The organism is Sporosarcina cyprini, assembly GCF_022048975.1.
GTDB lineage: Bacteria > Bacillota > Bacilli > Bacillales_A > Planococcaceae > Sporosarcina > Sporosarcina cyprini.
The window spans coordinates 490627-505463 of sequence record NZ_JAKMHX010000030.1 but is presented as its reverse complement, the minus strand read 5'-3'; the positions used below and the strand labels follow the sequence as shown (position 1 = coordinate 505463).

The following is a 14837-nucleotide window of genomic DNA, read 5'->3' as shown; positions in this document are numbered from 1 at the left end:
AGTATCGAGTATGAAAGAGATAATTGATGATTTATTGGCAAAAGCCTTTGAATTGAAAGCGTCCGATATTCATTTGACCGTCGGGATGCCGCCTGTGTTCAGAATACACGGCGATTTAAAACGGTATGGGACAGATGAGCTGGATAGTGCGTTTACTGAACTTGTCGCCAAAAAGACGATTCCCGGCAAACTGTTTGAAACATTCGAAACGAGCGGTCAAATCGACTATTCGTATGAAGTGCCTGGTGTTTCTCGGTTTCGTGTCAATGCATTTCAGCAGCGTGGATCGGTGTCAATCGCCTTCAGGACCATACCGACGAAAATCCCGACAATTGAGGAGCTGCAATTGCCGGGCGTGCTCAAGTCACTCGCCGGCACGCCGCAAGGCCTCATTCTTGTTACGGGACCGACTGGTTCGGGTAAGTCGACCACGCTCGCCGCGATGCTTCGCTATATTAATGAAACGATGCGCAAACATATTATTACGCTGGAAGATCCAATTGAGTATGTGCATGCGCATGGATCATCGATTATCGACCAGCGTGAAGTTGGCTTCGATACCAATTCGTTTGCTGCCGGCCTCCGGGCATCATTGCGGCAAGACCCGGACGTCATCCTAGTCGGTGAGATGCGGGATCTCGAGACGATTTCAACGGCTATAACCGCGGCAGAAACTGGGCATCTTGTCCTTGCAACACTTCATACATGGAGTGCTGCTTCCACGATTGATCGGATCATTGATGTGTTTCCGCATGGCCAGCAGGCGCAAATTCGTGTTCAGCTAGCCGGTGTATTGACGGCAGTTTTATCGCAGCGTTTGTTTCCGACAGTTGATAAATCAGGAAGAAGGGCAGCAACGGAACTAATGATTAACAATCCCGCTATCGCTAACCTGATTCGATCCGAAAAAGTCCATCAAATCCCGAACGTTATCCAAACGAACCGTTCGATGGGCATGCATATGATGTCTTCTTCCGTCAGGCAGCTGCTCGATCAAGGTGTCATTGCTTATGACATGGCGATGCCGTACGTCGAAGGTGATGAATCGTAATGGCTCGTTTTAAATATGAAGGTCGTGACGCAAGGTCGATTCGGACAGGGGTTATTACAGCGGGAAACAAACGGGAAGCTGCATTAAAGCTCAAAAGCCAGGGAATAAGGGTTAAGAACTTGCAGGAGATTGCGGAGACGGCGTTGACGAAAGAGATTCATCTTGGCAGGCCAGTGAAACGGACGCAGTTCATCATGTTCCTGCGCCAATTTTCTACATTACTGCGGGCTGGTGTCACGATTGTAGAATCGATCCGCATTTTATCCCTTCAAGTTGAAGGAAAACAGTTTCAAAAAATATTGATTGCGATAGGGGATGACCTGAGAGGGGGCGGATCATTATCTGCAGCTCTCGCCAAGCATCCAAAGGCGTTTGAGCCGCTCGTTATCAACATGATCGAAGCAGGTGAAATGTCCGGGACCGTCGATGATTCCCTCGACCGCCTCGCTGATCATTATGAGAAAGCGCATCGTTTGAAGCAAAAGGTGTTATCAGCACTTTCGTATCCAATTGTTGTTGGTATTGTAGCAATTGGGGTTGTGATTTTCTTGTTGACATTTGTTGTACCGATGTTCGTCGACCTGTTTGACAGTGTAGGCGGAGAGTTGCCGTGGCTGACAAAATTCGTTTTACAGGCGAGCGATTTCATGGTCGATTACTGGTACGTATTCTTTTTATTTGTGGCGGCAATTGTTGTGACGATCATGATGATGAGATCGAACCGGAATGGGAAATTTATGCTTGATACGATGCTGCTTCGAATGCCGATTTTTGGCGATATCGTCAAAAAATCTGCGCTCGCAACATTGACCCGAACACTTAGTTCTCTGTTTTCGAGTTCCGTTCCAATCTTGCAGTCACTCTCGATGACGGAACGGATTGTTGAGAATGAAGTCGTTTCCCGTGTTGTTTCGGAATCAAGGGAATCGCTGCAACGGGGCGGCTCGCTCACAGAGCCGATGCTCGGACACTGGGCGTTTCCACCTTTGATTCCTCATATGATTGCGATCGGAGAACAAACCGGTTCTCTCGACACAATGCTGGCAAAAGTGGCGGATTTTTACGAAAAAGAAGTCGACGCGGCAACTGATCGACTGAAAGCACTGATTGAACCAATCATGATTGTATTGCTTGCAGGTTTAGTTGGTACTATAGTGCTATCTATACTACTCCCGATGTTCAGCATTTTTACACAGATTGATAATTTATGACGAAAAGATAAACAGTTAGAAAGAAATATAGGATTATAGTTCCATTCCATCTGGTAGTTTGGTATGCTTGTCTTATACAAAAGGTTGGAACTAGAGGAGGAATTTACATGAAGAAGTTATTGCAGAAAAGACTGAAGAACGAAAAGGGTTTAACGCTTGTCGAATTATTAGCCGTTATTGTTATTTTGGGAATTATTGCGGCGATTGCGGTGCCATCGATTGGTAGTATTATTGAAAAGTCAAGAGTAAATGCAGCTGTTGCTGACGCACAAAATGCCCTTGCAGCAGCAAATCTTTATTTTGTAGAAAATCAAGATGAACCTTCTGTTACGTTAGAAGAATTAAAAGATAATAAATTCTTGCAAGACGTAGGAACTTTGCAAGACGGTATTGAAATAACAAAATCGGATGAGGGGAATACTATATCTGGAACAGCTCAAATTAAAGGTGGGAAAACAATAACTTTTAATGATGCAACAAATACATCGTTATCTAACAAAAATGGATATACAGTCTCTGAGTAATATGTTGCCACAACAATATGGGATAATAGAATAAACGAAGGCTCTGTAGGTGTCTGCAGAGCCTATCTACATTTAATTGTAAGTATCAGTAAAAACGTTTTTTATAAAAAAACTATTCTAATAGCAGAAGTTCTTAAAGATGCTTAAAACATTTATCAATTTGCTGACAACTCATATAGTTTAATGATTTAATTGAAGGGATGATAGGAAGCCCTATATTTTTGTTGTTTAGAAGACTGAGTCAGATAGAATTGTTTTAATGGAAATTAAATCACATTATTATATTCAATGGAAACATAGCAGTTTCTCTCTACCCTGCTAGTTTGTTAAAATGTATAAAAAATTAGAAATCAATTTCACCAGGAGTTGACGGGATGTCCATTTTTTCGCGCCGTTCGCGGACGGCTTCGCTTACGATTGAGGACGATGCGGTGCGGTATGTCCGTTTGAAGTCGCTCGATCCGCTTGTTGTGGAAGCGGCTGAGGAGATTGTGCTGCCGCCGAATACGATTGTCGATGGGAAGATTGTCGATGCGGAGACATTGACCGTTCTTCTGGAAGGGGTTTTGAAAGACTGGGGCATCGCGAAGCGGGATGTCCGTTTTTTGGCCCCTGATACATATGTGTTGATCCGGAAAGTTTCTTATCCGGATGATGTGGAGCTGGATGAATTGAAGGGCCATTTCTTCATTGAAATTGGTTCGACGATTTATTTGCCTTTTGATGATCCGGTGTTTGACGTCGTTCCGTATACGCCTGCTGTGCAGGGGCATGAGGCGATTTTGATTGCGTCCAAGGAAAGTGTTTTGAACGGGTATGAGGATGTGCTGAAAGCCGTGAAACTGGATCCGGTCGCTTGTGATATTAGCCCGCTCGCTTTATATCGGCTGGCGCACCGGTTGTTTGCGTATGACGGGTCGGAGCATGTCATGCTTGCTGATTTGCATGCCGGGCGGCTGACTGTTTCGATTTTCCACGATCATTATCCGTTGTTCATGCGGCCGGTCGATTTGGATCAGGCAGCAGATTTGACGGTTTCTGGTATAGCCGCTGCTGCCTCTTCGACTGTCACGCCGATGTCTGTTGTCATGGAGCTTGAAAAACTGATGAACTTCTATCGATACAACATGCTGAACGGTGCTGCGTCCATTACGCATCTTCTTGTCAATTGCGATTTTGAAGGGATGGATGAGCTTCTTGCTCTTGCACGGGACCGTTTTTCCGTCAAGGCGCAAGTGTTAGCCGGGGAACCGCTTCGTTTGCCGGATGGTCAAGCGCTTGATCCTTCTTTTAACCGGACTGTCGGCCTTGCGCTGAAAGAGGTGACGTGATGCTGATTGATATTAATCTATTGCCTGAAAAAGAGAAGGAACGCTCCAGACTTTTGATCCTTGCGATCAGCCTGCTTGGCGTGTCCCTCCTTATTTGGGTCGTTTTCTTTGTCCTGGCGGGGAGGCTTGCTGCTGATACTGAAAAATTGGATCAGCAGATCATTGCCATCCAGCAGGATCAGGCTGCTCTTCAAGATGGTGAAGCGTCGCAACAGGCAGGCGGAACGAAAACGGCTGTTGCTGATTTGGAGCGGTCGGTGAACTTTTTGGAAGGCCAACGGTATGAGACGTTGCCGCTTCTCCGTGACATGGTGGCGTTGTTGCCGGAACGGGGCTTTTTTGTGACGTTTACGTTTACACAGCCTCATTTTGCAGAGGTGACTGTCCAGTTTGACGATAAACAAGCTGCGTCCTACTATCTCACGCGCCTTCTTTCGAGTGAGGCAATCGTGGATGCTTCCATCGAATCGGTGTCTGCTGAACACTTGGAGTCAGCTGATGGATCTCCTATGATGTCGTCTGAAATCCCACGATATCAAGCGACTTATTTGATTGAGTTTGAAGATAGCCGAATGGCCGAGATGGAGACGGGGCAGGAGACAGAGCAGGAAGGGGAGGGTGCGGATGAGTAATTTGTCTAAACGGCAAAAGGAGATGGCTTTAGTTATCCTATCCGCCGTCTTCCTGCTGTCGCTGTCCCTGTTCTCTTATTTCCGCCTTTATGTGCCCGCGAAGGAAGCAAATGCACTTGCAGCAAACACTGTTTCCAATGAACGGAATGTTTTGATTGCGCTGGAGAAGCAAAAGGCGAAAGTGGAAACGGCTGGCTATTCAAGTTCCCGGCCGCTGCAGGCGAAAGTGCCTGTTCTTCCCCTGGATGACAAGGTGCTGCTTCAAATTAGCGAAGCGGAAGTGAAATCTGGGACGGTTGTCGAGGAAGTCAACTTCAGCCGTGAACCGCTTGTGCTGGATCCGCCATCTGAAGATACGGCTTCCATCCAATCACTTTTGGTTGAAGTCAAACTCCAAGCGGGCAATTACGCTCAAGTTGACCGCTTTATTGACGTGATCGAGGAAATGGACAGGATTTTTGTAGTCGATTCAATGGAATTTACTGTTCCTGAGGAGTTGCGGACGACTTCAGAAGAACCTCGTACGCTTGAGTTGGCCATTTCTTTCAGAGCATTTTATCGTCCTGATCTGACAGCTCTCTTGGATGAAGCGCCAAAAGTCGATGCGCCGAAGCCTGCTGCCAAGGACGATCCGACTCCGTTCAATTCGATCGGACAGGATGAGGAGGAGAGCGATCAGTGACGGCTGTATACGTTGTGCTATTTTTCGTGTATGGGCTCGTCTTCGGCTCCTTTTTTAACGTTGTCGGTTTGCGTGTCCCGAAAAAGGAGTCAATTGTCTCGCCGCCCTCTCATTGTGGTACATGCGGCAGACAGTTGAAGGCTCTTGACTTGATACCAGTTCTTTCTTATATCATGTTGGGCGGCAAATGCCGTACTTGCGGTAACCGGATCAGCCCAATATACCCGGCAATGGAGCTGGTGACAGGGCTTCTATTTGCATACTCCTTCTATTATTTCGGCTGGAGCGCCGAGCTAATTGTGGCGATTTTACTTTCCTCCATGCTCGTCATTATTACCGTTTCGGATTTTGCGTATATGATTATCCCGGATAAAGTGGTCCTGCCGGCTGCTGTGTTGTTTTTGGTTCTGCGTTTTTTCATCCCGCTTGATCCTTGGTGGGACAGCGTGCTGGGAGGCGCAATTGGTTTCGCGGTTTTATTTCTGATTGCTGTCTTGTCGAAAGGCGGCATGGGCGGCGGGGATATTAAATTATTTCTTGCCATCGGGTTCGCCATCGGTACAGTCGATACGTTGCTTACGCTCTTTCTCGCTTCCTTGGTGGGATCCATCGCTGGCATCATCCACTTGAAAAGAACAGGGAAAGGGCGCAAAACGCCTGTGCCGTTTGGTCCGTCCATTGCGTTTGCTGCTCTCGTTTCCTATTTTTGGGGAGCCGCTTTTGTCGATTGGTACGGCAATTTATTTCAATAAGTCGATAAGTTTTTTAGTGCAAGGCGACATACGTCTTGTTCTTTTTCACATTCCGTTTGGTACAGTTACTAAAAACGGGGTGGACAGGCATGAACTTCAGAAAGAAGTATTCAAAGATAACAGTTCTGATGGCAGTGCTGCATGGTGTCGTGATCGGCGTCGCAGCGGTTGCCATTGTCGGATTCATTTTGGTCGGGACAGGAGATAAAATGAAGGATAAAACAGCCGCTGTCGGTAAGGAGGTGCCTGCTTCGGGCCCGCCTGCTGTTGAAGCACCAGCGGACGCGGATAGCCCGCAGCCAGGTGCGTCGCTGCAGTTGTACGCCAAGCAGCACGGTGTCTTTTCAACAGAACAATCCGCTTCTGCCTTTATTACGGGACGGCCAGATCTCTCCGAAGCTTCGGTTGTTAAAGCGCAAGATCAATATTTCGTTTGGAGCGCGATCGGGTTAACCGAACAGGAAATAGATGCGGATGTTGCACAAGAGACGTATCGAAAACCTTTTACAGTAGAAGCAGGCGCTTGTTCTGCATCAGGAGCAGGTAAATTGAAGGACATTTTGGCCGAAACGGATGTAGCCAAAATTAAAGATTTGGCTGCTTCTTCAAGCAGTGACCCTAGTGGGGGAATTGGAGCTGAGTTTGGAAAACAAATTACCGCCGTGACTGCGTTTACAAACGATTTGCAAGTCATTCGGCTGTATTTATTATCTCATTATTCCATTAAAGACGGGTGTGCGAAAATTTCATTTTGAAGCCAATTAGGGCCAAAAAATGAAGATATCGCGTTTTCTGGACAATTTTCAATGAACCTTTTCTCAAGTATGATAGGGAAAAGGAGGTTTTTATGAATGGAATTTCATAGCGAACAACGAATTGTCTTGGCTTCCTCTTCCCCAAGACGAAAGGAATTACTGGAGATGGCGGGCATTCCGTTTGAAGTGATGCCGAGTGATGTCGAGGAAGACCTGGAGCTGCAAGGGATGGATTTCGAGGGCTTCGTCAAGACGCTGGCACTGACTAAAGCGGAAGCAGTTGCAGAAAAGGTGCAAGATGCTGTAGTCATCGGCGCTGATACAATCGTCGTTTTTGAAGATGCGATCTATCATAAGCCTTTTGATGCGCAAGAAGCAAAACGGTTTATGCGGGAGTTCTCTGGCAAAGCCCATTCGGTCTATACTGGGGTAGCCATTTTGCAGGGGGGCCAAAGTAGCCTTTTCTGCGAGGAAACTAAGGTGTTTTTCAAGGACTTGGATGATGATTTGATTGACTGGTATGTTGATTCAGGAGATCCGATGGACAAGGCAGGGGCATATGGCATCCAGACGGCGGGCGCTTTGTTGGTCGATAAAATCGAGGGGGATTATTATAATGTCGTCGGATTGCCGATCGCCAAATTGGCCAGCCGTATGCGAGAGCTGAACATCCTTTCCCTGCAAGGAGGCGACGCCTGAATTGACGAAGCTGAGGGGGCAAATGATGATTCGTGATGTCCATATTTCGGACAGGCCGCGTGAAAGATTGATTCGGCAAGGGGCGAGCAGCCTATCGAACCAGGAGCTAATTGCTATCTTGCTGCGGACCGGGACGAAAGAGGAATCGGTGCTGATGCTTGCTAATCGAATTTTATCGTCTTTTGATAAAATACAAGATCTTAGAGAAGCCACCATTGAGGAAATGATGTCTGTAAAAGGAGTGGGGCAGGCAAAGGCCGTACAGATTTTAGCTGCTGTTGAAATAGGTAAAAGGCTTTACCAGAAACATACGCAAGGACGATATACGATCCGTTCTCCGGAAGACGCGGCTGCTTATTTGATGACGGACATGTCAACGCTACAGCAGGAACATTTTGTCGTGTTATTTTTAAATGTAAAAAATGAAGTGCTTCATAAACAGACGGTATTTATTGGCAGCCTAAACTCCTCGATTGTGCATCCAAGGGAGATTTTTAGGGAAGCAGTCAAGCGGTCAGCCGCCTCGATCATTGTCGCGCATAATCACCCGTCAGGCCACCCTGCGCCTTCTCCGGAGGACATCGAAGTGACAAAACGATTAGTCGAAGCAGGGTCTATTGTAGGCATTGATTTACTAGATCATGTCATCATTGGGGACCATCGTTTTATCAGCCTAAAAGAGAAAGGGTATATGTGACACTGTGAATTTGTTCTTCTATCCGTTATAATGTGTTGTATGATTTTAAGAAGACCATTTTTAACGGTCGAGAAGAAAGGAAGAACAGATTTGTTTGGATTAGGTTCAAGAGATGTCGGGATTGACCTTGGCACAGCTAATACATTAGTTTTCATTAAAGGTAAAGGTATTGTACTTCGGGAGCCTTCCGTCGTAGCGAAAAATACAGTGACAAATGAAATCGTAGCAGTTGGAAGCGCGGCGAAAAACATGATCGGGCGTACACCGGGTTCTATCGTGGCGACACGTCCAATGAAAGACGGGGTTATCGCAGATTTTGAAATTACGACAGCGATGATCGAGCATTACATGAAAGAAGCAACAAAAGCGGCAGGAAGCGCATGGAAGAAGCCAAATGTCATGGTTTGTGTTCCTTATGGCATTACATCTGTCGAACAGCGTGCTGTTATTGATGCGGCAAGACAAGCTGGTGCTAAAGATGCATTTACGATTGAAGAGCCATTTGCGGCAGCAATCGGAGCAAATTTGCCAGTTTGGGAACCTACAGGAAGTATGGTCGTCGATATAGGTGGCGGTACGACAGAAGTAGCTGTTATTTCATTAGGCGGCATCGTAACGAGTGAATCGATCCGTGTTGGCGGTGACTCCATGGATGGAGCCATCATCAGTTACATACGCAAAACGTACAATTTGACAATTGGGGAACGGACTGCGGAAGCGATCAAAATCGAAATCGGATCGGCACGTGTGACGAATAAAGCGGATAAGATGGAAATCAGAGGCCGCGATTTATTGACAGGTTTGCCGAAAACACTCGAAGTCACATCAGACGAGATTGTAGAAGCGCTTCGTGAATCCATTACTCAAATTATTGAAGGCGTCAAAAAGACATTGGAAGCAACTCCACCTGAATTGTCTGCGGACGTCATGGAACGCGGAATTGTCTTGACTGGCGGCGGTGCGTTGCTGCAAAACTTGGACAAGGTTATTTCGGACGAGACGAATATGCCTGTTTTCATTGCGGAAGATCCGCTTGATTGCGTTGCGATCGGTACGGGCAAGGCGCTCGATAACTTCGACGTCATTAAAAAGATGCAAGCGAAATAAGTAGGGAGGATTTGGGCCAATGCCGCGATTTTTTTCAAATAAACGATTGATATTATTGCTCGTTGGCGTCATCGTGCTTGTGGCATTGATTTCATTCTCCCTGAAGGATCGCAGAAATGCTACGATCCCTGAACAGATAGTGAAAGATGTCGTCGGCTTCGGACAATCCTTATTTTCGAAGCCGGCGCACTATATTACGGGCACAATCGAAAAGATTGACGGGATATTGAATACATATGAGGAAAACAAGCAACTGAAAGCGAGACTGCAAGAGTACGCTTCGAACCAAGTGGAGCTGGCTGATGTCAAAGCAGAAAACAAACGCTTGAGAGAATTGATTGATAAGACGGAAGACTTGCGTGGATTTGATCCGATCCAGGCGACGGTCATCTCGCGGAATCCCGATCAATGGGAGGAGAAAGTCATTGTCGACCGTGGTTCGACAAGCGGAGTGGAATTGGACATGGCGGTAATAACAGCAAAAGGGCTGGTCGGAAAAGTAGTCAATGTGACGAAAACGAATGCGACTGTTGAACTTCTTTCGACAGAAAACCGTAATTTCCGTGTGGCTGCAGTCATCCCGGGTGAAACATCCGTTTTTGGTTTGATTGAAGGGTATGACCCGGACCGCAGAGAATTAATCATGAAACGGATTGATTCGAGTTTTGATGTTAAAGTGGGAATGAAAGTGGAATCTTCAGGGTTAGGCGGTATTTTCCCGAAAGGTCTTTATATCGGGGAAGTGACAGAAGTGTCGACAGATGATTACGGCTTGACGAAATTGGCTTATATCCGCCCGGCTGCGGATTTCTCCATGCTCGATCATGTTGTCATTGCCAAACGGAAGATGGAAGTATATAAAAATGGTACAGATACGGAGAGTCCGACGGAAGACCAGGGGGAGGATGAATCATGAGCCGGTTCATCATCCCTCTGCTTGCGGTCTGTCTCTTTTTCCTGGAACCTGTTTTTAGTTTGTTTTCCCCGATCGACATAGGGGGCATGGAATATATACTTGTACCCCGTTTCGTCATCGTCTACCTCATTTTTCTCGCTGTCTATTACAATCAGAAGCGGGCCATCCTGTTAGGTTTAATACTTGGACTCTTGTATGATATGTATCACATTGATATTATTGGAGTATATACTTTTTTATATCCGCTGGTCTGTTATCTCGGTGCGTTGCTAATACGCCAAGTACATCGTCATATTGTTACCGTGATGTTCTTATCGGTGATACTCATCGTGTTACTTGAATTGCTTTCTTACTTCTTTGCCAGTCTGATTGCTTTGACTTCTATCCATCTGGATGAATTCATCGTAAGGCGCCTGGTACCGACGATGATTGCCAATGCCATCTTTATTGGAATGTTCGGCTGGTTGTTCAAAAAAGTGATGACCGGAAGAGGAATGCAAAATCAGGCCGGATCATAACTCAAGAAATTGTGGGGGACGCAAATGACGACGAAACAGCAATTTGTAACGATAAAAGGGACAAAAGACGGCCTTGTCCTCCGACTTGATGATAAATGCTCGTATTCGGATATGATTGCGGAACTCCGCAGAAAAGTGAGCGAAAACAGCCTCGAAGGCGTGGCAGAGGTGAAGGTCCACACGGGACACCGATTCTGCAATGAGGAAGAGCTGCGGGAGATCATGGCGATTGTGCATGAGTCGCCTCATCTGCGCGTCTCTAAAATTCAAAGTGATGTTATCTCAATGGACGAGTGCAATCAGAAAATCGTTGAACGCCAGTCCGAAACGTATATCGGCATCGTTCGCTCCGGGCAAGTGATTGAAGCGGAAGGTGATCTAGTTGTCATCGGAGATGTCAATCCGAATGGCAAGGTGGTCGCTGCAGGAAGCATTTATGTGCTCGGGCGCCTGAAAGGGATGGCTCATGCCGGTGCAGGCGGCAACGAAGATTGTGTAATCGCCGCATCATGGCTTGAGGCTACGCATTTAATCATTGCTGATAAGATGGAAACTATGACGGACGAATTGACAATTTTATCGGAACAACCGGAAATGGAATGCGCCTACATACATTCAAATGGCTTCATTGCCATTGATCGTTTGCAGGAACTTCGGATTCTCCGGCCAAATCTGTCAACTTTCAAAGGAGGAAGCTGATGTGGGGGAAGCAATAGTAATAACATCTGGTAAAGGCGGAGTCGGAAAGACGACGACTTCTGCGAACCTTGGAACTGCATTGGCCCTGCAAGGCAAAAAGGTATGCCTTGTTGATACAGATATCGGTCTACGGAATCTGGATGTCATCCTAGGCCTTGAAAATCGTATCATTTATGATCTCGTCGATGTGATCAAAGGCCGTTGTAAAGTACACCAGGCATTAGTGAAAGACAAACGTTTCGAGGATGGCCTCTTTTTATTGCCGGCCGCTCAAACGACAGATAAAAATGCCATTTCCCCTGAAGAGATGAAAGAGCTGGTCACAGAATTAAAGCGTGACTATGATTACGTTTTAATCGATTGCCCGGCCGGCATTGAACAGGGCTATAAAAATGCGGTAGCTGGCGCGGATCGTGCCATAGTTGTCACGACACCTGAAATTTCGGCTGTCCGGGATGCAGACCGGATTATCGGCCTGCTGGAAGCGGAGCCGATCGACCCGCCAAAGCTCATTATTAACCGGATCAAGAGCCAGCTCGTCAATCGGGGCGATGCGCTCGATGTCAATGAAATTACGACCCATCTATCGATTGATTTGCTTGGGATCGTGTTGGACGATGAAAACGTCATCTCTTCTTCTAACAAAGGAGAGCCTGTCGTAATGGATCCTTCCAATCCGGCAGCGATCGGTTACCGCAATATTGCGAGACGCATATTGGGTGAATCGGTTCCGCTCATGTCGCTGGATACAGGAAAACCCGGCTTTTTTGGGAAATTGAAATCATTATTTGCAAAATGACGCCTGCACACCTCTTGGTATGAAAAAATGCCAAAAGGTGTGTTTTTATTTGGCCGGTGCCGTTGCAAAGGAAAGGAACGACTGAACTTTCTTTCAATTCTCTTGGCATTCGCCCATAATATTCTGCCTGTCCTCGTCATATACTGGAAAAAAGGCGGTGCGGCGGATGAAATGGAAAACAAAATGGATGGCAGCAATTGTTCTGACGATCGGAGTTATCGGCGTCGCGAAATTAGAAGAGGTTGGGCTAGTGAAGAAACCCGTTACACAATATGTAACGACGGGAAAAGATTTTATTGTAATGAAGAAATGGGTCGCTTCTTTACTGGGAGATGAAAAAACGGAAACAATTGCAGTGGCGGGAAAGCAGGACGTAGATGTCCCTTTTGCATCGTATGAGTCAATGCAGCCGTATGACAAAGGTGTTATCGTCTCGTATTCTCAACCAATGCCTGTTCTTGCCCGAGGGGATGGCCTGGTCGTTTTTACGGGGTCTACCCGGCAATCGGGTAAAACAGTGACGGTTCTTTATGATGATGGTGACGAGGTGACGTATGGATTTGTCGGAAGCATCTCGAAGCTGCCTTATACAACTGTAAAGAAAGGAGATACACTCGCTCTGATGAATGAAGAGACGATGTATTTGCAAGTGAAGCGGGAAGGAATCAATTTGGATGCCGATATGCTGGCCACGTATTTCTCGGAACCGGCCGATGCGAATTAAGCTCCACCCCATCCTGTTGCCGTTTTTTGCCTTTTTGGCTCTGACAGGCGGTTTATCTCTTTATGCTCTCATTTTCCTGTCTCTATTAGTTCACGAGGCTGGACATGTTCTTGCCGCAAAATGGGCGGGAATGCGTGTCCGTTCCTGTACCATTCTTCCTTACGGTGGCGAGCTTTCCATACCAAAACGCTATCTATATTCCAAAAAGGCGAGGATTAGTGTAGCGTTGGGAGGTCCCATTGCAACGGCCCTGCTGCTGATAATTGTAAGTTTTAATAATGTACCGGGTTCTGCCGAGTTAAAGAAAATCCAGCTGGCCATCCTTTTACTAAACTTGCTCCCCATACTTCCTTTGGATGGAGGACAGGCGCTGAGTACGCTGCTGGAGCGGAAAGAAAAGAGACAACAATCGAAGTCTCTTTTTTTAATGGGCTCTATTCTTTTATTGGCAGCCGGCTTGCTAGTTTTGATGAATGGTTTTCCAGATACGCTTCTCTATATGTGCCTAGCTGCTTTTCTGTTGTTTCAAAATATATCTTCCTACCGATATCGCAAATACGAGTATGCTTATGAACGGTTAATTGAAAAACAGTTGACGCGGTAACCAGGGCGTGGTAATATTTTAATGTTATTGTTTGTAGCACCCGTGCTACAACCGCGCTGATAAGGTACAAGCATCCGTTTGGATCACCTTGGAGGGCGAGTCTGAGTCTATAGAGGAGGTGCAAGTATGTACGCAATCATTGAAACTGGTGGAAAACAAATCAAAGTCGAACAAGGCCAAGAAGTCTACATCGAAAAAGTAGTCGGCGAAGCTGAGGAAACTGTAACATTCGACAAAGTTCTATTCGTTGGTGGAGAAGACGTGAAAGTTGGCGCTCCATTCGTGGAAGGTGCAACGGTTACTGGTAAAATCGTTAAGCATGGCCGCGGCAAGAAGATCACTGTCTTCAAATACAAGCCGAAAAAGAACTACCACAAGAAGCAAGGTCATCGTCAGCCATACACGAAAGTTGTCATCGAAGGCATCAATCTGTAAGCCGGCATGATCGAAGTCATTATCACTGAACAGCCATCGGGCCGCATCAGCTCTTTTGAAATGAAAGGCCACGCCGACTTTGCTGAACATGGAAAAGACCTTGTTTGTGCAGGGGCTTCAGCCGTTTCGTTCGGATCCGTCAACGCGATTATCGCATTGACTGGAATCACGCCTGAAATAAAGCAGGGATCGGATGGTGGATATATAAAAGTAGACTTTCCGGTTACGGAAAAGGATGCTGATATCCAACTGATTGTCAGGGCGATGATTGTTTCATTGCAGACGATTGAACAAGATTATGGGAACCATATACAGATTACTTTCAAATGACAGGAGGTGGATCACATGCTACGTTTGGATCTCCAGTTTTTTGCATCGAAAAAAGGGGTAGGTTCTACAAAGAACGGTCGTGACTCTGAATCGAAACGTCTTGGCGCAAAGCGCGCTGACGGACAATTCGTAACAGGCGGCTCAATCCTTTATCGCCAACGCGGAACAAAAATTCACCCAGGTGAAAACGTTGGCCGCGGCGGTGACGATACACTTTTCGCAAAAGTTGACGGCGTTGTTCGTTTTGAACGTTTTGGCCGCGACAAGAAGAAAGTGAGCGTTTATCCTAAGGAAGCTTAATGGATATCAAGAAAGAGGACTGCATAGTTAATATGCAGTCCTTTTTTGGATTCATCAGCGTTTCCTTCATG

20 protein-coding genes and 1 other annotated feature are annotated in these 14837 nt (G+C 46.4%); all 20 genes read left to right on the top strand.

The window, feature by feature from the left end; all coding sequences use genetic code 11:
* Nucleotides 1-10: 10 nt before the first annotated feature.
* The 20 genes from L7D49_RS15180 to rpmA all read left to right on the top strand — a co-directional run bounded on the left by L7D49_RS15180 (nucleotide 11) and on the right by rpmA (nucleotide 14766).
* Nucleotides 11-1051, top strand: coding sequence for a type IV pilus twitching motility protein PilT (locus L7D49_RS15180; protein ID WP_238082308.1), 1041 nt, complete (start codon nucleotides 11-13; stop codon nucleotides 1049-1051).
* Nucleotides 1051-2262 (top strand): type II secretion system F family protein, encoded by a 1212-nt coding sequence (locus L7D49_RS15175; protein WP_238082306.1) that lies wholly within the window; start codon nucleotides 1051-1053, stop codon nucleotides 2260-2262. Before L7D49_RS15180 ends, L7D49_RS15175 begins: the two co-directional genes overlap by 1 nt.
* A gap of 107 nt (nucleotides 2263-2369) precedes the next feature.
* Nucleotides 2370-2786: a type IV pilin protein gene (locus tag L7D49_RS15170; protein ID WP_238082305.1), complete on the top strand. Its 417-nt coding sequence runs from the start codon at nucleotides 2370-2372 to the stop codon at nucleotides 2784-2786.
* Nucleotides 2787-3160: 374 nt separating this feature from the next.
* Nucleotides 3161-4117, top strand: coding sequence for a type IV pilus biogenesis protein PilM (gene pilM, locus L7D49_RS15165; RefSeq protein WP_238082303.1), 957 nt, complete (start codon nucleotides 3161-3163; stop codon nucleotides 4115-4117).
* The gene (locus L7D49_RS15160; RefSeq protein WP_238082301.1) at nucleotides 4117-4749 is read left to right on the top strand and encodes a PilN domain-containing protein; all 633 of its coding nucleotides are present in this window, start codon (nucleotides 4117-4119) and stop codon (nucleotides 4747-4749) included. The genes pilM and L7D49_RS15160 overlap by 1 nt, the downstream gene beginning before the upstream one ends.
* The gene (locus tag L7D49_RS15155) at nucleotides 4742-5431 is read left to right on the top strand and encodes a pilus assembly protein PilO (RefSeq protein ID WP_238082299.1); all 690 of its coding nucleotides are present in this window, start codon (nucleotides 4742-4744) and stop codon (nucleotides 5429-5431) included. The genes L7D49_RS15160 and L7D49_RS15155 overlap by 8 nt, the downstream gene beginning before the upstream one ends.
* The gene (locus L7D49_RS15150; RefSeq protein WP_238082297.1) at nucleotides 5428-6183 is read left to right on the top strand and encodes a prepilin peptidase; all 756 of its coding nucleotides are present in this window, start codon (nucleotides 5428-5430) and stop codon (nucleotides 6181-6183) included. The genes L7D49_RS15155 and L7D49_RS15150 overlap by 4 nt, the downstream gene beginning before the upstream one ends.
* 89 nt (nucleotides 6184-6272) lie before the next feature.
* Nucleotides 6273-6938: a hypothetical protein gene (locus L7D49_RS15145; protein WP_238082295.1), complete on the top strand. Its 666-nt coding sequence runs from the start codon at nucleotides 6273-6275 to the stop codon at nucleotides 6936-6938.
* 96 nt (nucleotides 6939-7034) lie between these two features.
* Complete coding sequence (locus L7D49_RS15140) at nucleotides 7035-7637, top strand: Maf family protein (protein WP_238082293.1); 603 nt, start codon at nucleotides 7035-7037, stop codon at nucleotides 7635-7637.
* A gap of 22 nt (nucleotides 7638-7659) precedes the next feature.
* The gene (radC, locus tag L7D49_RS15135) at nucleotides 7660-8334 is read left to right on the top strand and encodes a RadC family protein (protein ID WP_238082800.1); all 675 of its coding nucleotides are present in this window, start codon (nucleotides 7660-7662) and stop codon (nucleotides 8332-8334) included.
* Nucleotides 8335-8424: 90 nt separating this feature from the next.
* Nucleotides 8425-9441 (top strand): rod shape-determining protein, encoded by a 1017-nt coding sequence (locus tag L7D49_RS15130; RefSeq protein ID WP_272493178.1) that lies wholly within the window; start codon nucleotides 8425-8427, stop codon nucleotides 9439-9441.
* 19 nt (nucleotides 9442-9460) lie between these two features.
* Complete coding sequence (mreC, locus tag L7D49_RS15125) at nucleotides 9461-10357, top strand: rod shape-determining protein MreC (protein ID WP_238082289.1); 897 nt, start codon at nucleotides 9461-9463, stop codon at nucleotides 10355-10357.
* Nucleotides 10354-10875 carry a rod shape-determining protein MreD gene (mreD, locus tag L7D49_RS15120; RefSeq protein WP_238082287.1) on the top strand — a complete coding sequence of 174 codons (522 nt, stop codon included), beginning with the start codon at nucleotides 10354-10356 and terminating at the stop codon, nucleotides 10873-10875. The genes mreC and mreD overlap by 4 nt, the downstream gene beginning before the upstream one ends.
* Nucleotides 10876-10899: 24 nt before the next feature.
* On the top strand, nucleotides 10900-11574 hold the full coding sequence (gene minC / locus L7D49_RS15115; protein WP_238082284.1) for a septum site-determining protein MinC: 675 nt from the start codon (nucleotides 10900-10902) through the stop codon (nucleotides 11572-11574).
* A gap of 1 nt (nucleotide 11575) precedes the next feature.
* Entirely contained in the window at nucleotides 11576-12373 is a 798-nt protein-coding gene (gene minD, locus L7D49_RS15110; protein ID WP_238082282.1) for a septum site-determining protein MinD, read from the top strand.
* 166 nt (nucleotides 12374-12539) lie between these two features.
* Nucleotides 12540-13097 carry a peptidoglycan DD-metalloendopeptidase family protein gene (locus L7D49_RS15105; RefSeq protein WP_238082280.1) on the top strand — a complete coding sequence of 186 codons (558 nt, stop codon included), beginning with the start codon at nucleotides 12540-12542 and terminating at the stop codon, nucleotides 13095-13097.
* Nucleotides 13087-13701, top strand: a complete 615-nt coding sequence (locus tag L7D49_RS15100) for a site-2 protease family protein (protein WP_238082278.1) — start codon at nucleotides 13087-13089, stop codon at nucleotides 13699-13701. Before L7D49_RS15105 ends, L7D49_RS15100 begins: the two co-directional genes overlap by 11 nt.
* A 39-nt stretch (nucleotides 13702-13740) precedes the next feature.
* Nucleotides 13741-13814: a sequence feature (ribosomal protein L21 leader region), on the top strand.
* A 13-nt stretch (nucleotides 13815-13827) separates the two neighbouring features.
* Nucleotides 13828-14136 (top strand): 50S ribosomal protein L21, encoded by a 309-nt coding sequence (gene rplU / locus L7D49_RS15095; protein ID WP_184210394.1) that lies wholly within the window; start codon nucleotides 13828-13830, stop codon nucleotides 14134-14136.
* Nucleotides 14137-14142: 6 nt separating this feature from the next.
* Nucleotides 14143-14466 carry a ribosomal-processing cysteine protease Prp gene (locus L7D49_RS15090; RefSeq protein WP_238082275.1) on the top strand — a complete coding sequence of 108 codons (324 nt, stop codon included), beginning with the start codon at nucleotides 14143-14145 and terminating at the stop codon, nucleotides 14464-14466.
* 15 nt (nucleotides 14467-14481) lie between these two features.
* Complete coding sequence (gene rpmA, locus L7D49_RS15085) at nucleotides 14482-14766, top strand: 50S ribosomal protein L27 (protein ID WP_238082273.1); 285 nt, start codon at nucleotides 14482-14484, stop codon at nucleotides 14764-14766.
* The last annotated feature ends 71 nt before the right edge of the window (nucleotides 14767-14837 follow it).